The 19,549-nt window shown below is 63.2% G+C and carries 19 protein-coding genes; 12 read left to right on the forward strand and 7 right to left on the reverse strand.

Annotated elements, in window-relative coordinates:
• The first annotated feature begins 202 nt into the window (after positions 1–202).
• The 5 genes from gatC to AWB77_RS01660 all read left to right on the forward strand — a co-directional run bounded on the left by gatC (position 203) and on the right by AWB77_RS01660 (position 5,252).
• Positions 203–502 (forward strand): Asp-tRNA(Asn)/Glu-tRNA(Gln) amidotransferase subunit GatC, encoded by a 300-nt coding sequence (gene gatC, locus AWB77_RS01640; RefSeq protein ID WP_061116735.1) that lies wholly within the window; start codon positions 203–205, stop codon positions 500–502.
• 56 nt (positions 503–558) lie between these two features.
• Positions 559–2,055: an Asp-tRNA(Asn)/Glu-tRNA(Gln) amidotransferase subunit GatA gene (gene gatA, locus AWB77_RS01645; RefSeq protein WP_061132639.1), complete on the forward strand. Its 1,497-nt coding sequence runs from the start codon at positions 559–561 to the stop codon at positions 2,053–2,055.
• A gap of 2 nt (positions 2,056–2,057) precedes the next feature.
• Positions 2,058–3,527: an Asp-tRNA(Asn)/Glu-tRNA(Gln) amidotransferase subunit GatB gene (gene gatB / locus AWB77_RS01650; RefSeq protein ID WP_061132640.1), complete on the forward strand. Its 1,470-nt coding sequence runs from the start codon at positions 2,058–2,060 to the stop codon at positions 3,525–3,527.
• A gap of 77 nt (positions 3,528–3,604) precedes the next feature.
• Positions 3,605–4,444, forward strand: a complete 840-nt coding sequence (locus AWB77_RS01655; RefSeq protein WP_061132641.1) for a PPK2 family polyphosphate kinase — start codon at positions 3,605–3,607, stop codon at positions 4,442–4,444.
• A gap of 22 nt (positions 4,445–4,466) precedes the next feature.
• A complete protein-coding gene (locus tag AWB77_RS01660; RefSeq protein WP_061132642.1) occupies positions 4,467–5,252 on the forward strand; it encodes an exodeoxyribonuclease III in 786 nt (261 codons plus the stop codon).
• A gap of 1 nt (position 5,253) precedes the next feature.
• Here AWB77_RS01660 and AWB77_RS01665 read toward each other — a convergent pair whose 3' ends face one another.
• The 4 genes from AWB77_RS01665 to metX are packed head-to-tail and all read right to left on the reverse strand — an operon-like array spanning position 5,254 to position 9,247.
• A complete protein-coding gene (locus AWB77_RS01665; RefSeq protein ID WP_061132643.1) occupies positions 5,254–6,168 on the reverse strand; it encodes a M48 family metallopeptidase in 915 nt (304 codons plus the stop codon).
• Positions 6,165–7,451, reverse strand: a complete 1,287-nt coding sequence (locus AWB77_RS01670) for an AmpG family muropeptide MFS transporter (protein ID WP_061132644.1) — start codon at positions 7,449–7,451, stop codon at positions 6,165–6,167. The genes AWB77_RS01665 and AWB77_RS01670 overlap by 4 nt, the downstream gene beginning before the upstream one ends.
• Before the next feature lie 45 nt (positions 7,452–7,496).
• Positions 7,497–8,105 (reverse strand): methionine biosynthesis protein MetW, encoded by a 609-nt coding sequence (metW, locus tag AWB77_RS01675; RefSeq protein WP_061132645.1) that lies wholly within the window; start codon positions 8,103–8,105, stop codon positions 7,497–7,499.
• The gene (metX, locus tag AWB77_RS01680) at positions 8,102–9,247 is read right to left on the reverse strand and encodes a homoserine O-succinyltransferase MetX (RefSeq protein ID WP_061132646.1); all 1,146 of its coding nucleotides are present in this window, start codon (positions 9,245–9,247) and stop codon (positions 8,102–8,104) included. Before metX ends, metW begins: the two co-directional genes overlap by 4 nt.
• 303 nt (positions 9,248–9,550) lie before the next feature.
• On the opposite strand from metX, the gene AWB77_RS01685 reads away from it, so the two are divergent.
• Entirely contained in the window at positions 9,551–9,832 is a 282-nt protein-coding gene (locus tag AWB77_RS01685) for a type II toxin-antitoxin system Phd/YefM family antitoxin (RefSeq protein WP_061132647.1), read from the forward strand.
• Positions 9,829–10,149, forward strand: a complete 321-nt coding sequence (locus AWB77_RS01690; RefSeq protein ID WP_061132648.1) for a type II toxin-antitoxin system RelE/ParE family toxin — start codon at positions 9,829–9,831, stop codon at positions 10,147–10,149. Before AWB77_RS01685 ends, AWB77_RS01690 begins: the two co-directional genes overlap by 4 nt.
• Here AWB77_RS01690 and AWB77_RS01695 read toward each other — a convergent pair.
• The gene (locus AWB77_RS01695; protein ID WP_061132649.1) at positions 10,135–10,887 is read right to left on the reverse strand and encodes a pyrimidine 5'-nucleotidase; all 753 of its coding nucleotides are present in this window, start codon (positions 10,885–10,887) and stop codon (positions 10,135–10,137) included. The genes AWB77_RS01690 and AWB77_RS01695 overlap by 15 nt on opposite strands.
• 61 nt (positions 10,888–10,948) lie before the next feature.
• Positions 10,949–11,848, reverse strand: a complete 900-nt coding sequence (argB, locus tag AWB77_RS01700) for an acetylglutamate kinase (protein ID WP_061132650.1) — start codon at positions 11,846–11,848, stop codon at positions 10,949–10,951.
• A 111-nt stretch (positions 11,849–11,959) separates the two neighbouring features.
• Between argB and AWB77_RS01705 the strand changes: the two genes are divergently transcribed.
• The 5 genes from AWB77_RS01705 to AWB77_RS01725 all read left to right on the forward strand — a co-directional run bounded on the left by AWB77_RS01705 (position 11,960) and on the right by AWB77_RS01725 (position 17,638).
• Positions 11,960–12,214 carry a cysteine-rich CWC family protein gene (locus AWB77_RS01705; protein WP_244158382.1) on the forward strand — a complete coding sequence of 85 codons (255 nt, stop codon included), beginning with the start codon at positions 11,960–11,962 and terminating at the stop codon, positions 12,212–12,214.
• A gap of 106 nt (positions 12,215–12,320) precedes the next feature.
• Positions 12,321–13,619, forward strand: coding sequence for an ATP-binding protein (locus tag AWB77_RS01710; protein WP_061132651.1), 1,299 nt, complete (start codon positions 12,321–12,323; stop codon positions 13,617–13,619).
• A 43-nt stretch (positions 13,620–13,662) separates the two neighbouring features.
• Positions 13,663–14,205, forward strand: a complete 543-nt coding sequence (locus tag AWB77_RS01715; RefSeq protein ID WP_061132652.1) for a response regulator transcription factor — start codon at positions 13,663–13,665, stop codon at positions 14,203–14,205.
• 386 nt (positions 14,206–14,591) lie between these two features.
• On the forward strand, positions 14,592–16,151 hold the full coding sequence (locus tag AWB77_RS01720) for a methyl-accepting chemotaxis protein (RefSeq protein WP_061132653.1): 1,560 nt from the start codon (positions 14,592–14,594) through the stop codon (positions 16,149–16,151).
• Positions 16,152–16,336: 185 nt separating this feature from the next.
• Complete coding sequence (locus tag AWB77_RS01725; protein WP_061132654.1) at positions 16,337–17,638, forward strand: solute carrier family 23 protein; 1,302 nt, start codon at positions 16,337–16,339, stop codon at positions 17,636–17,638.
• Between the two features lie 124 nt (positions 17,639–17,762).
• Here the strand turns inward: AWB77_RS01725 and AWB77_RS01730 are convergent, their stop codons facing one another.
• The gene (locus AWB77_RS01730) at positions 17,763–19,412 is read right to left on the reverse strand and encodes a Na+/H+ antiporter (RefSeq protein WP_061132655.1); all 1,650 of its coding nucleotides are present in this window, start codon (positions 19,410–19,412) and stop codon (positions 17,763–17,765) included.
• Positions 19,413–19,549: the final 137 nt, after the last annotated feature.

Consider the following 19,549-nt stretch of genomic DNA (forward strand, 5'->3'; position numbering starts at 1 on the left):
CAGGGAGAAAGCCGCCGAGAAGCCGTTCCGGAGGTGAGTCGAACGTGTAATGATACCTTATAATTTGTGGGTATCTATAGGAAAAGGATGGCACTTTTTGCCATCGCCAGACCTGTTTCCGAGGGCTCCTTGCAAGATCGTAACTCGCTGTCACAGCGCGGTTTTCGAGATCGAGGCTGTCCACGCTTTCTCCGGTGATTCCATGTCTTTGACCCTGACCGACGTAAAACGCATCGCGCACCTCGCGCGGCTCGAATTGCCCGACCACGAAGCCGAGCCCACGCTCGCGCGGCTCAACGATTTTTTCGGCCTCGTCGAGCAGATGCAGGCCGTCGACACGACCGGCATCGAACCACTCGCCCACCCGATCGAACAGATCGAGGAAGTCGCGCTGCGTCTGCGTGACGACGCTGTCTCAGAGCGTGTCGAACGCGAAGAGTTCCAGCGTTGCGCGCCCGCCGTGCAGGACGGGCTCTATCTCGTGCCGAAAGTCATCGAGTAAGTCTCGAATATTCAGTGTCAGCGCGTGATTCCGACCGCGCTCATCAGGGAACTGCAATGCATCAGAAAAGCTTGACCGAACTGCGCGCGGCGCTCGATTCGAAGGAAGTCTCCGCGGTGGAACTTGCGCAGTCGTATCTGCAACGTATCGAGGCCGCGAAGGAACTGAACGCGTTCATCGGCGTCGATTCCACGCTCACGCTCGAACAGGCGAAAGCCGCCGACGCCCTCATCGGACAAGGCCGCGCGGGCGCGCTCACCGGCCTGCCGATCGCGCACAAGGACGTGTTCGTCACGCGCGGCTGGGCGTCCACCGCCGGCTCGCACATGCTCGAAAACTACGCGAGCCCGTTCGATGCGACCGTCGTCGATCGCTTGAAACAGGCCGGCATGGTCACGCTCGGCAAGACCAACATGGACGAGTTCGCAATGGGCTCGTCCAACGAGAATTCGTACTTCGGCGCGGTGAAGAATCCGTGGGATGCGAAGGCGGTTCCGGGCGGCTCATCGGGCGGATCGGCGGCTGCCGTGGCCGCGCGTCTCGCGCCCGCCGCGACCGGCACCGACACCGGCGGCTCGATCCGCCAGCCTGCGTCGTTCACGGGCATCACCGGCATCAAGCCGACTTACGGCCGCGTGTCGCGGTACGGGATGATCGCGTTCGCGTCGTCGCTGGATCAGGGCGGCCCGATGGCGCAGACCGCGCACGACTGCGCGCTGCTGCTCAACGCGATGTCCGGCTTCGACGAGCGCGACTCCACGAGCCTGCAACGCGAGAACGAAGACTACACGCGCTATCTCGGCAAGTCCTTCAATGGCTCCGATGACGCTTCCAAGCCGCTGAAAGGTCTGCGCATCGGCATGCCGAAAGAGTATTTCGGCGCGGGTCTCGCCGACGACGTGCGCGCGGCCATCGACGCCGCGTTGAAGCAGTACGAAGCGCTCGGTGCGAAGCTTGTCGAAGTCACGCTGCCGAAGACCGAGTTGTCGATTCCCGTGTATTACGTCATCGCGCCGGCGGAGGCATCGTCGAATCTGTCGCGCTTCGACGGCGTGCGTTACGGGCATCGCGCGGCCGAATACCGCGACCTGCTCGACATGTACAAGAAGTCGCGCGCCGAAGGCTTCGGCCCGGAAGTGAAGCGGCGGATTCTCGTCGGCACGTACGTGTTGTCGCACGGTTACTACGACGCGTATTACCTTCAGGCGCAGAAGATTCGCCGCATCATCGCGCGCGATTTCCAGGAAGCGTTCAAGCAGTGCGACGTCATCATGGGGCCGGTCGCGCCGTCGGTCGCGTGGAATCTCGGCGAGAAGGCCGACGATCCCGTGCAGATGTATCTCGCCGACATCTACACGCTGTCCGTGAGTCTTGCGGGCCTGCCCGGCATGAGCGTGCCGTGCGGTTTCGGCGCGGGCGCGAACGCGAATCGGCCGGTCGGTCTGCAGATCATCGGCAACTATTTCAACGAAGCCCGGATGCTCCAGGTCGCCGACGCGTTTCAGCGCGCGACCGACTGGCACCGCAAGGCACCATCGGCATCGGGAGTGTGAACATGCAGTGGGAAGTCGTCATCGGACTGGAAACGCACACGCAGCTTTCCACCGTCTCCAAGATTTTCTCGGGCGCGCCCACGCAGTTCGGTGCAAGCCCGAACTCGCAGGCGAGCCCCGTCGATCTCGCGTTGCCCGGCGTGTTGCCCGTGATGAACCGCGGCGCCGTCGAGCGCGCCATTCGCTTCGGCTTGTCTATCGGCGCGCATATCGCGCCGCGCAGCATCTTCGCGCGCAAGAACTACTTTTATCCGGATCTTCCAAAGGGCTATCAGATCAGCCAGTACGAGATTCCGGTCGTGCAGGGCGGCACCATCACGATTCAGATTCCGGCCAACGAGAAGGCGGGCAAGGAAGCCTACGAGAAGACCATCAACCTGACGCGCGCGCATCTGGAAGAAGACGCCGGCAAGTCGTTGCATGAAGACTTTGCGGGCATGACGGGCATCGACCTGAACCGCGCGGGCACGCCGCTGCTCGAAATCGTCACGGAGCCGGAAATGCGCAGCGCGGCGGAAGCGGTCGCGTATGCAAAGGCGCTGCATGGCCTCGTCGTGTGGCTCGGCATCTGCGACGGCAACATGCAGGAAGGCTCGTTCCGTTGCGACGCGAACGTGTCGGTGCGTCCGGTCGGCCAGGAGGAATTCGGCACGCGCGCCGAGATCAAGAACCTGAACTCGTTCCGCTTCCTCGAAGAGGCCATTCAGTACGAAGTGCGCCGTCAAATCGAGTTGATCGAAGACGGCGGCACGGTGGTTCAGGAAACGCGTCTTTATGACCCGGACAAGCGCGAAACGCGCTCGATGCGCAGCAAGGAAGACGCGCACGATTACCGCTATTTCCCGGATCCGGATTTGATGCCGCTCGTGATCGACGCAGCGTGGATCGATCGCGTGAAGGGCGAAATGCCCGCGCTGCCGGCGGACATGCAGAAGCGTTTCGTCGATACCTACGGCCTCACGCCGTATGACGCGGGCGTGCTGACGTCGTCGAAGGCGATGGCGTCGTACTTCGAAGCGCTGGTGCAGAAAGCGGGCGCGGCGCAAGCGAAGATTGCCGCGAACTGGATCATGGGCGACGTCTCCGCGCAACTGAATCGCGAATCGCTCGATATCGAGGATTCTCCGGTATCGGCCGCGCAGCTCGCGCTCATCATTCAGCGCATCGCCGACGGCACCATCTCCAACAAGATCGCGAAGGACATCTTCCAGACGATCTGGGAAGAGAAGGCAACGGACGATGCCGCCGCGGACCGCATCATCGACGCCAAGGGTTTGAAGCAGATTTCCGACACCGGCGCGCTCGAAGCGATCATCGACGAGGTGCTCGCCGCGAACCAGAAATCGGTCGACGAATTCCGCGCGGGCAAGGAGAAGGCGTTCAACGCGCTGATCGGCCAGGCCATGAAAGCGACCAAGGGCAAGGCGAATCCGCAACAGGTAAACGAGCTCTTGAAGAAGAAGCTCGGCTGATTGTTTCGGTGCGTGAAAGACAGGGCCGTTGCCGGTTAAGCTAGGCGACGGCCTTTCTTTTTGGTGAAGGGAAAAATATGGCAAAGAAACCCGAACTCGACGACTATCGCGTCCCTTTCTTCGACGCTGGCAAGAAGCCGAAACCGTTCGACCTGAGCGCCGTCGATCCTTCCTCGAAGCCGTTTTCGAGCGGCACGAAGGACATCGACCGCGAGCGTCTCGCGGCGATCGGCGCGCAGCTCGACGACCTTCAGGAGAAGCTGCACGCGCAGCGTCGCCAGCGTGTGCTGCTCGTGCTGCAAGGCATGGACACGAGCGGCAAGGACGGCACCGTGCGCGCGGTGTTTCACGATGTCGATCCGCTCGGCCTGCGCATCGTGCCGTTTCGCGCGCCGTCGGAGCGCGAGGCCGCGCACGACTTCCTGTGGCGCGTGCACGCGCAGGCGCCGATGGCCGGCGAATTCGCGATCTTCAATCGCAGCCACTACGAAGACGTGCTCGTGCCGCGCGTGCTGAAGTCGATCGATGCCGACGAATGCGCGCGGCGTTACCGGCATATCCGCGAGTTCGAGTCGCTGCTCGCGGATAGCGGCACGACCATCGTCAAATGCTTCCTGCACATTTCGAAGGACGAGCAGCGCGAACGCTTGCAGGCGCGCATCGACGATCCGACGAAGCACTGGAAGTTCGACGTCTCCGATCTCGAAGCGCGCAAGCAGTGGGACGACTATCAGGCGGCGTATGCGGACGCGCTCGGCGCGACATCGACGGAATACGCGCCGTGGTACATCATTCCGGGCAATTCGAAGACACATCGCAACGTGATGGTCGCCGAGCTGCTTTTGCGCACGATGCAGGACATGAAGCTCGAATTTCCGCCGGCCAAGGAATCGCTCAAGGGCGTGAAGGTCGAATAACCCAGATCAAAAAAGGAAGAACATGTTTCGCGTGATCACCGCCAATCTGAACGGCATCCGTTCGGCCGCCAAGAAAGGTTTCTTCGACTGGTTCGGCGAGCAGAAATCCGATGTCGTGTGCGTGCAGGAAATCAAATGCTCGCAGGACGACCTGACGCCGGAGTTTCTCGCGCCGCACGGTTTCCAAGGCTACTTTCAGCACGCGGTCAAGAAAGGCTATAGCGGCGCGGGGCTTTATACGCGTCACGAGCCGGATGACGTGATCATCGGCTTCGGCTCGGAAGAGTTCGATCCGGAGGGGCGTTACGTGGAAGCGCGCTTCGGCAAGTTGTCGGTTGTGTCCGTGTATGTGCCGTCGGGTTCGAGCGGCGATGAGCGTCAGCAGGCGAAGTATCGTTTCATGGACGAGTTCATGCCGCATCTCGACGCGCTCTCGCAAGAACGCGAAGTCATCCTGTGCGGCGACGTGAACATCGTGCATAAGGAAATCGACATCAAGAACTGGAAAAGCAATCAGAAGAACTCGGGTTGCCTGCCGGAAGAGCGCGCGTGGCTGACGAAGCTTTTCGACGACATCGGTTATGTCGACGTCTTCCGCACGCTGGATCAGCGGCCCGAGCAATATACGTGGTGGAGCAATCGCGGCCAGGCGTATGCGAAGAACGTGGGGTGGCGCATCGATTATCAGATCGCGACGAAGGAAGTCGCCGCGACCGCGAAGAAGACCTCGATTTTCCGCGACATCAAGTTCAGCGATCACGCGCCGCTGACGATTGATTACGACTGGAAGATCGCGAAGAAGAAGTAAGTCACCGCCCGCTCTTCTTGAACCGCCCCATCCCCGCGTAATTCGGCAACTGGTCGATGGTCTTGCCGACCGCCTTCGCATAGAGCGGCATCATGTCCGGCATGCGTTTGAGCAAGTCCTGCCGGCGATCCGGCCCGTACGGATGCAGCCAGATGAAGCCATCGTCGGCGCGGCGCGTGCCCGAATCGATCTTGTTCCACAACGTGACCGCCGCGCGCGGATCGTAGCCCGCGCGCGAGGCGATCTCGCTGCCGATGACATCGGCTTCGGTCTCGTCGGCGGGGGAATAGCGCATCGTCAGCAATTCATCGCCGATATCCGGCTGCTGCGATGCGTAATTCGAAAAGCCGAAGAGTTGCGGCATGCCGTTCGACGATAGCTGCGCCGCCTGCTGCCGGCCGAGCCGCTCGCGCGCATGTTCGCGCAACGCGTGCGCGATCTCATGCCCGAGCATCATGCCGATTTCGTTGTCGTTCAGATGCAACTTGTCGACGAGCCCGCTATACACAACGATCTTCCCGCCCGGCAGACACACCACGCGCTCGTCGTTCGACTTGACGACGTTGATGTCCCACTTCCAGTTCTTCGCGCGATCGTTCCACTTGAGCGCGAACGGAATCTCGTGATTCGCGATCTCTCGCACGCGCTTGACGAGCGGATTGCTATCGGGAAGCAGCGTCTTGTTGCGCTCGGCATCGTGGATGACCTGCGCGTATTCTTCCGCCGACTGCGCTTCGAGCGTCGCAGGCGCGATCAGATTGCGAAACAGCGCGGTGTTGCCGAAGCGGATCTGATTGTTCGGCGCGGAGTACGGCGGCGGCGTCTTCTCTTCGTCCTGGGCATACGCTGACAAAGGCGCGAGCGACGCCCATGTCAACGCGCAAACCAAGGCGCGAAGCCTGAAAGAGACCGTCATCGTTGAGTTCTCCAGGGAGCGATCTTGGGCAACAGTAACATGCCCGGAATGGACAACGCGACGCAGATCATGAAGTACGGAAACCATCCCGTTTCATTGACGATGTAGCCGCTGCCCGCCGCCGCGAAGGTCCGTGGCACGGCGGCGAGGCTCGTGAAAAGCGCGAATTGCGTCGCGGTGTAGCGCGGGTCGGTCGTGCTCGCGATGTAGGCGGTGAAGGTGGCAAGCGTGAGACCGGTCGCGAAGGTTTCGAAGCCGTACAGCACGGCGAGCGCAACCGGCGACGGCCCGATCTTCGCGAGCCACGCGAAACCCAGGGTTGCGATGATTTGCAGAATGCCGAAGATCCACAGTCCGCGCGCAATGCCGATCTTCACCAGCGCGATGCCGCCGAGCAGGCCGCCCGCGATGCTCGCCCAGAACGCGACCGCCTTCGCGATCACGCCGATCTGCGCGAGCGAGAACCCGATGTCGATGAAGAATTTCGTTGCGAGCGCGGTCGCCATCGTATCGCCGAGCTTGTACAGGAAGATGAAGCCGAGCACGAGCAGCGCCGCGCGCCAGCCGTCGCGCGTGACGAACTCGTGAAACGGCTCGACGATCGCCTCGCGCAGATTCTTCGGCGGCGCGCCGTGAATGTCCGGTTCCCTGACGACGAGCGTCATGATGAGACCCGGCAGCATGAACGCGGCAGTGATGAGAAACACGGTCTTCCACGGCAGCACGGTCGCGAGAATCAGCGACAGCGAACCCGGCACGAGTCCAGCGACCTTGTACGCATTGACGTGCACCGCGTTGCCGAGCCCTTGCTCGGTATCGGCGAGGAGCTCGCGGCGATAGGCATCGATGACGATGTCCTGACTCGCGCTGAAGAACGCGACGAGCGCGGCGATCGCGGCCACGGCCCAGAGATTCCGTTCCGGCGAGAAGAAGCCGAAGGAACCGATCGCGATCATCACGAGCAATTGCGTGACGAACATCCAGCCGCGCCGCCGGCCGGGACTCCAGCCGGGAAAGCGCGGAATGAAGCGGTCCATCAGCGGCGACCAGACGAACTTCCACGTGTACGGAAGTCCGATCAGCGCGAAGAGGCCGATCTCCTTCACGTTGATGTGCGCGGTCGTGAGCCACGCCTGCAAGAGGCTGTAGAGCGTGAAAAGCGGCAATCCGGATGTGAAGCCGAGAAAGACGCAAATGAGGATGCGCGTGTTGAGAAACGCGCGCCATCCGGGATGATCTTGGTGTGCGGTTAGAGCGGGCGCCTCGTGTGGCTTGTCGGGCATGTCGTGTAGCGTGCAGTTGTCGATGCGTGAGCCCGCCGGTCGATGTTACCGGCGCTTCACGCGATAGACCGCAAGACTACCACGCCAGTTCGCGCCCCAACGGACCGACTGCCCGCCGTGCAGCACCACGCGATCCAGAATCTCGATGCCCACTTCCGGCGCGAGCGCCTCGAAGTCCTTGATCGTGAGCACGCGCACGTTCGGCGTGTTGTGCCATTGATAAGGCAGCGATTTCGACACCGGCATGCGCCCCTGAATCACCGAAAGCCGATGCTGCCAGTACCCGAAATTCGGAAACGACACGATGCACTGCCGCCCGACGCGCACGGTCTCGCGCAGGATGGCGGCGGTCTGGTGAATCGTCTGCAGCGTCTGCGACAGGACCGCGAAGTCGAAACTGTCGTCTTCGAAGAGGCGCAGGCCGTCTTCGAGATTCTGCTGGATCACGTTCACGCCCTTTTGCGCGCACGCGAGCACGCCGGCGTCGTTGATTTCGATGCCGTAGCCCTTCACTTCCAGCTCTTCGCCAAGAAGCGACAAGAGCGAGCCGTCGCCGCAGCCGAGGTCGAGCACCGTCGAGCGCGGTTCGACCCAGCGTGCGATGGCGCGAAAGTCCGAGCGCAGCGCGAGCGAATCGAGAGTGTGCTGGTTCATGCGCCGATCTCCGTGGCAATGCGTTCGTAGTAGGCGCGCATGAGGTTGTGATAGCGCGCGTCGTCGAGCAGGAAGGCGTCGTGGCCGTGCGGCGCGTCGATCTCCGCGTAGCTCACCGTGCGCTTGTTGTCGAGCAGCGCCTTCACGATTTCGCGCGAGCGCGCGGGCGCGAAACGCCAGTCGGTCGTGAAACTGGTGATCAGATATTTCGCCGATGTATTGGCGAGCGCCATCGTGAGATCGCCGTCGAAGGCTTTCGCGGGATCGAAATAATCGAGCGCGCGCGTGATGAGCAGATACGTGTTTGCATCGAAGTATTCGGCGAACTTGTCGGCCTGATAGCGCAGATACGACTCCACTTCGAACTCGACGTCGAAGTTGAAGTTGTACGCGTCGAGCGCGCCTTCGGCACGGCGCAGCGCGCGGCCGAACTTCACGGCCATGTCGTCGTCGGACAGATACGTGATATGGCCGATCATGCGCGCCACGCGCAATCCGCGGCGCGGCTTCACGCCGTGCGCGTAGTAATCGCCGCCGTGAAAGTCGGGATCGGAGAGGATGGCCGAGCGCGCTGTTTCGTTGAACGCGATGTTCTGCGCGGACAGCTTCGGCGTCGATGCCACGACGATGCAGTGCGCGAGCCGCTCCGGATACATCATGCTCCACGCGAGCGCCTGCATGCCGCCGAGGCTGCCGCCCATCACCGCCGCGAAGCGCTCGATGCCGAAGCGGTCCGCGAGACGCGCCTGCGCGTTGACCCAGTCCTCGACCGTGACGACGGGGAAGCTCGCGCCATACGGTTTGCCGGTTGCGCCGTCGATGCTCATCGGTCCGGTCGAACCGAAACACGAGCCGAGATTGTTGACGCCGATGACGAAGAAGCGGTTCGTGTCGAGCGGCTTGCCGGGCCCGACCATGTTGTCCCACCAGCCGACGTCCTTCGGGTTATCGGCGTGGATGCCCGCGACGTGATGCGATGCGTTCAGCGCATGACACACGAGCACGGCGTTCGAGCGCGCGGCATTCAGTTCGCCATAGGTCTCGACGACGAGTTCGTAATCGCCGAGCGACGAGCCGTTCTGCATGCGGAGCGGCTCGGTGAAGCGCAGTGTTTGGGGAGTGACGATGCCGATCGATTCCATTCATTCCGCCTTTGACCAAGCGGCTAAACGGTGTCGGCGATGCGCTGCCTGAAAGAAGGGCGCGGCTGACGACCTCTTTAGCCGCATTTATAGTGAACGCCCGTGAATGATCACTGAGGTTCGCGCGCCCGCAATCGAGTCAGCAAATCGGCGCGCTGTTCATGTTCGAGAAATCTCGTTAGCGGTGAAGTATAGCGGAAAACGTCATAACGCCGCCAATAATGACGCCATCTGCACCGCCTTGGAAGCGATCCGCGTTTGCGTCTATAGTGACTAATCGTTTCGTTACGCCAGGAAGCGGACATGAAACCGAGCCGGGTCAGACCGCTGAGCCATTTGAAGAGCCGCGCCGCCGAGATGATCCGCAATGTCGTCGAGAGCCGCGAGCCGATGCTCATCACGCAGAACGGCGAAGGCAAAGTGGTCGTGCAGGACGTGCAGTCGTACGAAGACCTGCATCAGACGCTCGCGCTGCTGAAGATTCTCGCGATGGGGCAGAAGACCATCGAAGCCGGTCACTGCGTGAGCGCGAGCGATGTCTTTGCCGAGATCGAGCGCATGGATCGCGAGGAAGGCGTCAAGTGAAGACCGTCTTTCTCGATCCGGTGTGCCAGGATTTGCGCGATTTCCGCCGCTACGTCATCAACAAGTTCGGCGGCACCGCGTGGGCCGCGACGCGCAGCAAGATCGCCGACACCATCGCCGAGATCGAAGCCGCGCCGCGCAACGGCGCGACGCCGCCGGAACTCGTCGACTTTCGCATGTCGGGCTATTACGAAGTGGCGAGCGGCACGAACCGCATCATCTACAAGGTCGATGAAGATACGATCTACGTGCATCTCGTCGTCGATGCGCGCTCGGACCTCGAAGACATTCTCGCGCGCCGTTTATTTCGGATGTAGCGGCAACCGGCGCGACTGCGTCAGCGCGCGCAGCGAGCGCACCGTGCGATCCACGTAGTGCGGCCGGCCCGAGCCCGGCTTGCGGATCGAGATGCCGCCGCTCGACGTTTTCGTCATCGGCAGATGTCCGACGATCCACACCGTGCGAATCCCCAGCCGCCGATACGACTTCAGATGCCCGTGCGTATCCTCGACGAGAATCGCGTCCTCCATCCGCACGTGCGCGCGGCGCATCGCGTGGCGCAGCATCGGCGCGTCGGGCTTGGCGCGCCAGTGATTGCCGCGGCGCATGTCCTCGATCGCGATCACGCGCTCGAACAGCCTGGCGATGCCCAGCTCCGCGAGCACCGTCTTCGCGTATAGCGTCGGCGCATTGGTGAGCACGATCTTGCGCCCCGGCAGCGCGCGCAACATGCGCGTGAGGCCGCGTTCGGCGCGCAGCATCGACGGCAGATCGGGAAACGTGTGCACTTCGCGCAGGAAGTCGGCGGGATCGATGCCGTGATGCCGCACGAGCCCGAGCAGCGTCGCGCCGTAACGCACCGTGTAGCCGACGCGCAGCCGGTTCGCCTCGTCGATGTCCACCTTCAGGCGATCCATGATGTATTGCGTCATCCCGCGATTGATGGCTGGAAACACGGCGTGCGACGCGTGATGCAACGTGTTGTCGAGATCGAAGAGCCAGACGGGGCCGCGCGTCTTGACGCGGCGTCGGCGAGGCATGCGTTGCGCTGTCATCGTGCGCTCTAGTCGTGAAAACGCCCGCGCGGAGGCGGGCGTCTTTAGCAGGGAAAGAAGCTCAATGCGAGCGGATCATCGTGCCGAACGGCTGCTCGGTCAGAATTTCGAGCAGCACCGAATGTTCGATACGGCCATCGATGATGTGTACCGAGCGCACGCCGCTCTTCGCGGCATCGAGCGCGGAGGAAATCTTCGGCAGCATGCCGCCGGAGATGGTGCCGTCCGCGAACAGGGCATCGATCTCGCGCGCGGAGAGGTCGGTCAGCAGATTGCCTTCCTTGTCCATCACGCCGGGAATGTTCGTCATCATGACGAGCTTTTCGGCGTTCAGCACCACGGCGAGCTTGCCCGCGACGAGGTCCGCGTTGATGTTGTACGAGAGGCCGTCTTCGCCGAAGCCGATCGGCGAAATGACCGGAATGAACGCATCGTCCTGTAGCGCCTTCACGACCGCCGGATTGATCGCCTCGACTTCGCCGACCTGGCCGATGTCGATGAACTGGCCCGGATTATCGCGATCCGGCATCAGCAGCTTGCGCGCGTGGATGAGGCCGCCGTCCTTGCCGGTCAAACCGACCGCGTGGCCGCCGAAGTGATTGATCAGCGTAACGATGTCCTGCTGCACTTCGCCGCCGAGCACCCATTCGACGACTTCCATCGTCTCTTCGTCGGTGACGCGCATGCCTTGAATGAACGTGCCTTGCTTGCCGATCTTCTTCAGCGCCTGATCGATCTGCGGGCCGCCGCCGTGCACGATGACCGGATTGATGCCGACGAGCTTCAGCAGAATGACGTCGCGCGCGAAGCCTTGCTTCAGGCGCTCCTCGGTCATGGCATTGCCGCCGTATTTGATCACGACCGTCTTGCCGTGATACTGACGGATGTAGGGCAGCGCCTCGGCCAGAATTTCAGCCTTCAGGGTCGGCGCGATTTGCGTGAGATCGGGTTGCTCGGACATGGCGGCAAATGAGGCGAGGAGCGTTTAAACACGCCGAATTGTACAGGACTGACGCATCGCAGCAGGACGAATCGCCGAGGCGGCGCCACGTTTTCCGGCGCGCCGGCCGGCATGAGATCATCGTTCGTGACGCTTGATGACAAGATGATGAACCCATCTTCCGAAATGGACGAGCGGCGCGCGTCCGATGCGCAGGTGTGTGCCCGATGCGGCGCGGCGTTTCGCTGCGGCGCGCTGGCCGGCGATCCTTCGTGCTGGTGCGCGACATTGCCCGCGCTGCCGGCCGATCGTCTGCGCGCCGGGATGCGCTGTCTCTGCCCCGCGTGTCTCGCCGCGCGAATCGCGAACGCCGCTTCCGCCGACTAGCAGCGTGCGCGGAGGTGCGACAAATCGCGCCAGATGCCGCTGCAAGGACGATGCAAGCGGGATAATGCCGCATGAGGCGTATCAACGCCGCCGGACACTCAACCAGATGCATCGCATAACCAACACCGGACGGGTCAATCTCGGTCATCTCTTCTGGCTTCGCTCGCTCGCGATCATCGGCCAGTTGACGACCATCGCCGTCGTGCAGATCTTCTTCGGCGCGAAGCTTCCGCTGCCCGCGATGCTGCTCGTCATCGCGCTCGAAATGCTCTTCAACGGCCTCACGTGGCTGCGCGTCGCGCGGGCGCGGCCGGAGACCAATCTCGAACTGTTCGGTCAGATGCTCGTCGATCTGGGCGCGCTCTCCGCGCTGCTCTTTCTTTCCGGCGGCGCGACCAATCCGTTCGTCACGCTGTATCTGCCGTCGCTCGCGATCGCCGCCGCCGTCCTGCCGTGGACGATGATGACCTGCCTCGCGCTTTTCGCCGTCACCTGTTACGCGCTGCTCAGCTACAACTACGTGCCGCTCAATATCGAGAATCCGGCGAATCTGTTCGATTATTTTCGCACCGGCCTGTGGGTCAACTTCATGGTGAGCGTGGGCCTGATCGGCTGGTTCGTCGCGCGCATGTCGCGGGCGCTGCGCGTGCGCGACGCCGCGCTTGCCGACGCCCAGCAGCGTCATTTGCGCGACGAACGCGCGGTCGCGCTCGGCGTCCAGGCCGCGACCGTCGCGCACGAGATGGGCACGCCGCTTTCGACCATCGCGATGCTGTCGGAGGAATTGCGCGATTCCGCCGCGCACGACAAGAACCTCGCGCCCTACGCGGCCGACTTCGAACTGCTCGAACAACAGATGGCGCTTTGCACGTCCGCGCTCGCGCGCCTGCGCAGCCGCGCGACGGGGCCGTCGAGCCGGCAGCCGCTCGACGAATGGCTGTCGAGCTTCATCGAGCAATGGCGTCTGCGGCATCCGCAGGTGAAATTCGCGCAGATCGACCGGACGCCCGCGAATGCGTCGATCGACGATGCGGTCGCCGTCGGCCAGATCCTCACGATTCTGCTCGACAACGCCGCGCGCGCGAGCAGCGAATCGGTGACGCTGCGGGCGTCGGCGGAGAGCATCGACGAAATGGATTACGTGCGATTCGATGTGTGCGACCGCGGCCCGGGCATTCCGCACGCGCTGCGCGCCACGCTCGGCGCGGGCCCGGTCGACAGCACGCAAGGCGGGCACGGCGTCGGGCTGTATCTGGCGTTCGCGGCGGCGGCGCGGCTTTCCGGCTCGATCGAGCTGATCGACGGCCAGCCGCGCGGCACGTGCGCGGTGTTGCGCCTGCCGAATCGCGGCGCGGTCGCGGCGCCGGCGCACGCGGCGAGAACTGAACGAAGCGGCGCGGCCTGAACTCGAACGCAGGCGCACCGTGCGGCATTACGGAGAAAAAAGTATGAGCGATACCAACTTTCTGATCATCGACGACGATGAAGTCTTTTCGGGCATTCTCGCTCGCGGTCTCACGAGGCGCGGTTACACGCCGCATCAGGCCCACGACGCCGACGAAGCGCTGAAACTCGCCAACCAGCACAAGTTCGGCCAGATCACGGTCGATCTCCACCTAGGCAACGATTCCGGCCTGCGCCTCGTCGCGCCGCTGCGCGATCTGCAGCCGGACGCCCGCATTCTCGTGCTGACCGGCTACGCGAGCATCGCGACTGCCGTGCAAGCCGTGAAGGACGGCGCGGACAACTATCTGGCGAAACCCGCTAACGTCGAGTCGATTCTCGCCGCGCTGCATGAGCAGGCAAGCGAGCAGACGGCCGAGGAAGCGATCGAGAATCCGACGCTGCTGTCCGTCGCGCGGCTCGAATGGGAGCACATTCAGCGCGCTCTGGCGGAGAACAACGGCAATATTTCGGCGACGGCGCGCGCGCTCAATATGCATCGGCGCACGCTGCAGAGAAAGCTGGCGAAAAAGCCGGTGCGCCAGTAGGACGCGATCGACCCCGGCGCGCAGCCAAAAAAAAACCGCCCAAGCCGGGTGCCAAGGGCGGTAATCGGAGAGTTGCAACGACATGCGCTTGAATCAAACACGCATGGACGAAGCATACGTTGCGGGACTTCAGCGCCATATACGAAAACTCCCAATTCGGAATCCGCTTAATTTGTCTGCTGTCAGGCAGCAATCGGCCATTTCTTTCGACAGCGCTTTCGCATGTCTTTCGCGGAAGTTGCAACGCCCATCCGGCAGGCGTTATCCCCTTCATACGCGCTCAAGAAAAATGAAGCGGGCGCCGTAAAGCCACTCTGTGCGCGAACCTCGGTTTGCGCCGCGCCGTCCGCGGGCGTCGTCTGCGGGGCGCGACAGAGGAGACATCGATGAAATGGTTTGACCGCCTGTCCGTGCTCAGCAAGCTCTTGCTGTCCTTCGCGGTGGTGATCGTGTTCACCGCGTGCGTGGGTGCCACCGGCGTGGTTTCACTCGCGAAAATGAATGGCCTGATCGAGGAAATCAGCGATCGTCACATGGACGGTCTCTACTGGATCGAGGAAGCGAACAAGCACAAGCTCAACACGGATCTCGCCGCCGCCAACCTGACTTTCGCCGACGATGCGGGCAAGGAAAAGCTGAAAGAAGGCATGTCGGGTTCGCTCGACAACATGCATCGCGCGTTCGAACACGCTCGCACGACGATGATTTCCGCCGAAGGCAAGACCCTCTACGACGAGGCGAGCAAGTCCGTCGCGGCATGGGAAGACATCGTGCTGATGCAGATGGGCAGAAAAGCGATGCCCGTCGACGTCGATCAGATGGGCTTGATCGCGCGCGCGATCGCCGCAAGCGAGAAGGCGCGCGATTCGCTGGAACGTCTCGCCGATTTCAAGCGTCAGCGCGCAATGCAGGCGCGCAAGAACGCCGCATCGGAATATGAAACGATGCGCGTCGTGATGCTCGCGCTCGTCTTCGGCGCGATGGTCGCGGGCGCGTTGCTCGCCGTGCTGATCGGCCGGCGTCTTTCGTCGCAGCTCGGCGGCGAGCCGGGTTACGCGGCGGACATCGCCGACCGCATCGCGCGCGGCGATCTGTCGACGCGCGTCGCCACGCGTCCCGGCGACGACAGCAGCATGCTCGCGAGCCTCGGCAACATGAGCACGAAGCTCGCGGACATCGTTGGCGGCATTCGTCATTCGAGCGATTCGATCCTGTATGCATCGCGCGAAATTGCGCAAGGCAACACCGATCTGTCGCAGCGCACGGAAGAGCAGGCGGCATCGCTGGAGGAAACGGCGTCGAGCATGGAGCAGCTCACGCAGACCGTGAAACAGAACGCGAGCAATGCGGACGAGGCGAGCGGACTCGCGCGCGGCGCGTCGGATGTGTCGGCGCGCGGCAGCGAACTGGTGGGCGAAGTCGTCGATAACATGCGCGAACTGGCGTCGGGCTCCAAGCGCATGACGGACATCATTGCGGTGATCGAGGGCATCGCGTTCCAGACGAACATTCTGGCGCTCAACGCCGCCGTGGAAGCGGCGCGCGCGGGCGAGGAAGGGCGCGGCTTCGCGGTGGTCGCGGGCGAAGTGCGCTCGCTCGCGCAGCGCAGCGCGATGTCGGCGAAGGAGATCAAGGAGCTGATCGAGGCATCGACGGCGCGCGTGGACAGCGGTGCGGCGCTCGCCGAGCGCGCCGGCGCGACGATGGCCGAGGTCACGCACGCGGTCCAGCGCGTGACGGACATCATGGCGCAGATTTCGTCGGCGTCGCACGAGCAGAGTGCGGGCATCGAGCAGGTGAATCGCGCGGTCGCGCAGATGGACGAGGTGACGCAGCAGAACGCGGCGCTTGTCGAGCAGGCTGCCGCCGCGGCGGGCGCGATGGCCGATCAGGCCGAGCAACTGAAGCACGCGGTCGCGGTGTTCGAGCTCGAACGCGGCGTCTGAGGGCGAATGATCGGCGGGGAAAAGGCGGGAGAAAGCCTGACGCGTGGCAGGCACACGACGGTCAAACGGTCGTAATATCGGCTCGCTTGCCACCCGAGAGCCCGCTCCGTACACTCGCGCCTGTTTTTTTTCAGATCGCGAGCGCCGTACGGAACGGCGTCTCACCGCCGACAAGGAGCCCGCCGATGTCCGATTCCTACTTCCCGCGCTGGCCGGTCCAGCCGGACGCTCAGGAGGGCCGCGTCGTCGCGCCCGACGAGCGCCTCGCCTGGCCGCAGATGATCGCGATGGGCGTTCAGCACGTCGTCGCGATGTTCGGCTCGACCGTGCTCGCGCCGCTTCTGATGGGCTTCGATCCCAATCTGTGCATCTTCATGTCGGGCATTGGCACGTTGCTGTTCTTCGTGCTGGTCGGCGGGCGTGTGCCGAGTTATCTCGGGTCGAGCTTTGCGTTCATCGGCCTCGTGATCGCGGTCACGGGATACGGCGGCCACGGCCCGAACATGAACATCGCGGTGGCGCTCGGCGGGATCATCGCGTGCGGTGTGGCTTATACGATCATCGGATTGATCGTCGCGGCGGTCGGCACGAAGTGGATCGAAGCGCTGATGCCGCCGGTTGTCACGGGCGCGATCGTCTGCGTGATCGGCCTGAATCTCGCGCCGATCGCCGTGAAGGGCGTGATGGGCAGCAGCTTCGAATCGTGGATGGCGCTCGTCACGGTGCTGTGCGTGGGCGGCGTCGCGGTGTTCGCGCGCGGCATGGCGCAGCGCCTTCTGATTTTGATTGGCCTTGCGATCGCGTACATCATTTACGCGGTGCTGACCAACGGCATGGGCATGGGCAAGCCAATCGATTTTTCGATCGTCGCGAACGCCGCCTGGTTCGGCATGCCGCACTTCACCGCGCCCGTTTTCGAGGCCCCGGCGATGACGCTGATCGCGCCGGTCGCGATCATTCTGGTCGCTGAGAATCTCGGACACATCAAGGCTGTCGGCGCGATGACCGGCAAGAGCCTCGACAAGTACATCGGGCGCGCGTTCATCGGCGACGGGCTCGCGACGATCGCTTCCGGCTTTGCGGGTGGCACCGGCGTGACGACGTATGCGGAGAACATCGGCGTGATGGCCGTCACGAAGATTTATTCGACGCTGGTGTTCGTGATTGCGGCCTTGTTCGCGATTGTGCTGGGCTTCTCGCCGAAGTTTGGCGCGCTGATTCAGACGATCCCGGGGCCGGTGCTGGGCGGTGTGTCGATCGTCGTGTTCGGGCTGATCGCGGTAACGGGCGCGCGGATCTGGGTCGTCAACAAGGTGAACTTTTCGGATAACCGGAACCTGATCGTTGCGGCGGTGACGCTCGTGCTCGGGACCGGGGATTTCACGCTGAAGCTCGGGGGTTTCGCGCTCGGCGGGATCGGGACGGCTACGTTCGGGGCGATTATTTTCTATGCGTTGCTGCGGCGGCGGGGGGCGGGGGTGGTTTGAGGGGTTTGGGTTTTTAATTGTTGCCGGATCCCGTTTTCCTGTCGGTTCGTTAGCGCAGCCCCGCACAGGGCAATGCTTATGAACCGGCGCGGAATCGGGAGCCGGCGAAATAAGACCTAGACCCTTACCCTGCACCCCCCCGCTTCCGATTAACAATCGCAGTCTCCGAAAGATCGACCTCGCGCATCAGCTTATTGAGCGTCTCATCGTTGATATGCTGCAACGACCGCAACCGCAGCAACTCAGCCCGTTCCGCCCGCAACGCCGCCATCTTCAGCCGCGTCTCGACCATCTCGCTCTTCTTCGCCGCCTTGCGCGGCGCTTCGTCGTCGCCGAGCGACTCCAGCCGTCTGCGATACATGCCCATCACGCGCGCCGTCGAATCGGCACAACGTGCTGACGCGGCTTCATCCATCTGTTCGATGAGCTCGTCGTGCGTATCGTCGATCGCGCGGATCGCCGCCTGCGCCGCGCGCCGACGCGCCATGCGCTCCTCCGCCGCGTGCGGATTCTTCTCGCGCTCGATGCCGCGCAGCATCAGCGGCAAGCCGACGACCGCGATCAACAGCGACACCAGAATCACCGCCGACGCAATGAAAATCGCCAGGTCGCGGCCAGTCAGCGTCACCGGCAACGACAGCACGCCCGCGAGCGTCACCGCGCCGCGCACGCCGCCGATCGTCGTCAGCGCGAGCGTGCGGAAACCGGGCGCGGCGCTGTCGAGACCGCGCTTCGCCGTCTTGCGCGCCGCGACCCAGCGCAGCGAAAACACCCACACGAAACGCAACGCGTAGAGCGCGACCAGCGTCGCCATCACATAGCCGATCAGAAGCCCGACCTGCGCATTGCCATCGTGATGCGCCTCGATCAGCGCCTGCCCGAGAATGTGCGGAAACTGCAGCCCGAGCAGGATGAACACCATGCCGTTGAAGACGAATTCGATCATCGTCCACGTGCTCGTCATGCGCACGCGCACCGCGCTCGGAATGCCTTCCCGCAGGCTCTGGATGTTCATCATCATCCCCGCCGACACCGCCGCCAGAATGCCCGAGCAGCCCACATGCTCGGCCATCACATACGACGCGAACGGAATCAGGATCGTGAGGATCACGCCCGCGGCGGGATCGTCGTCGTCGGAAAACTTCAGCAGGCGCGACGGAATCTCGGTGACGGCCCAACTGATCGCCGCGCCGATCGCAAGGCCGCCCGCCGCGATGACGAAGAAGCTGATCGTCGCGTCGCGCAGCGAGAACACGCCCGTCAGCGCGGCCGCGATCGCGAACTTCAGCGCGACAAGGCCCGACGCGTCGTTCATCAACGCTTCGCCTTCGAGAATGTGCATCAGGTTCGCGGGAATCCGGTTGCGTCCGGCGATGCCCGTCAGCGCGACGGCATCGGTCGGCGAAAGCACGGCGGCGAGCGCGAAGGCGATGGGCAGCGGCATCGTCGGAATCATCGCGTGCAGGAAGTAGCCGAGCACGCCGACCGTGATGAATACGAGCCCGAGCGCCAGCATCAGAATCGCGCGGCGCTGCATGTAGAGCTCGCGCTTCGGAATGCGCCAGCCGTCCGCAAACAGCAGCGGCGGAATGAACAGCAGCATGAAAAGGTCGGGATCGAAAGTGACGTGCAGCGCGAAGCCCGGCCACGCGAGGCACGCGCCAATCGCGATCTGGATGAGCGGCAGCGGCAGCTTCACCGGAAGCAGGCTCAAGCCGAATCCCGAAAGCGCAACGGCCAGCAGAAGAATGAGGACGGTAAAAACGATTTCCATGTGTGCGCTACAGCACGACGGCGCGCCGCGCACGCGGACAAAAGCACGCACGCCCGTCTAGCATTGTTTCGATGAGCCGAAAGTTTAGCCCGTGCTCGCGGCGCGGGCAGCAAACGCGCTGCCATGCTTTTGCACCG

It is taken from the genome of Caballeronia fortuita, from assembly GCF_001544835.2.
Classification (GTDB): Bacteria; Pseudomonadota; Gammaproteobacteria; order Burkholderiales; family Burkholderiaceae; genus Caballeronia; species Caballeronia fortuita.

Bases quoted from the DNA above. Each gene is read 5' to 3' on its own strand.
- gatC (WP_061116735.1), top strand. From the start codon at position 203: ATGTCTTTGACCCTGACCGACGTAAAACGCATCGCGCACCTCGCGCGG.
- gatA (WP_061132639.1), top strand. From the start codon at position 559: ATGCATCAGAAAAGCTTGACCGAACTGCGCGCGGCGCTCGATTCGAAG.
- gatB (WP_061132640.1), top strand. From the start codon at position 2,058: ATGCAGTGGGAAGTCGTCATCGGACTGGAAACGCACACGCAGCTTTCC.
- AWB77_RS01655 (WP_061132641.1), top strand. From the start codon at position 3,605: ATGGCAAAGAAACCCGAACTCGACGACTATCGCGTCCCTTTCTTCGAC.
- AWB77_RS01660 (WP_061132642.1), top strand. From the start codon at position 4,467: ATGTTTCGCGTGATCACCGCCAATCTGAACGGCATCCGTTCGGCCGCC.
- AWB77_RS01665 (WP_061132643.1), bottom strand. From the start codon at position 6,168: ATGACGGTCTCTTTCAGGCTTCGCGCCTTGGTTTGCGCGTTGACATGG.
- AWB77_RS01670 (WP_061132644.1), bottom strand. From the start codon at position 7,451: ATGCCCGACAAGCCACACGAGGCGCCCGCTCTAACCGCACACCAAGAT.
- metW (WP_061132645.1), bottom strand. From the start codon at position 8,105: ATGAACCAGCACACTCTCGATTCGCTCGCGCTGCGCTCGGACTTTCGC.
- metX (WP_061132646.1), bottom strand. From the start codon at position 9,247: ATGGAATCGATCGGCATCGTCACTCCCCAAACACTGCGCTTCACCGAG.
- AWB77_RS01685 (WP_061132647.1), top strand. From the start codon at position 9,551: ATGAAACCGAGCCGGGTCAGACCGCTGAGCCATTTGAAGAGCCGCGCC.
- AWB77_RS01695 (WP_061132649.1), bottom strand. From the start codon at position 10,887: ATGACAGCGCAACGCATGCCTCGCCGACGCCGCGTCAAGACGCGCGGC.
- argB (WP_061132650.1), bottom strand. From the start codon at position 11,848: ATGTCCGAGCAACCCGATCTCACGCAAATCGCGCCGACCCTGAAGGCT.
- AWB77_RS01705 (WP_244158382.1), top strand. From the start codon at position 11,960: ATGAGATCATCGTTCGTGACGCTTGATGACAAGATGATGAACCCATCT.
- AWB77_RS01710 (WP_061132651.1), top strand. From the start codon at position 12,321: ATGCATCGCATAACCAACACCGGACGGGTCAATCTCGGTCATCTCTTC.
- AWB77_RS01715 (WP_061132652.1), top strand. From the start codon at position 13,663: ATGAGCGATACCAACTTTCTGATCATCGACGACGATGAAGTCTTTTCG.
- AWB77_RS01720 (WP_061132653.1), top strand. From the start codon at position 14,592: ATGAAATGGTTTGACCGCCTGTCCGTGCTCAGCAAGCTCTTGCTGTCC.
- AWB77_RS01725 (WP_061132654.1), top strand. From the start codon at position 16,337: ATGTCCGATTCCTACTTCCCGCGCTGGCCGGTCCAGCCGGACGCTCAG.
- AWB77_RS01730 (WP_061132655.1), bottom strand. From the start codon at position 19,412: ATGGAAATCGTTTTTACCGTCCTCATTCTTCTGCTGGCCGTTGCGCTT.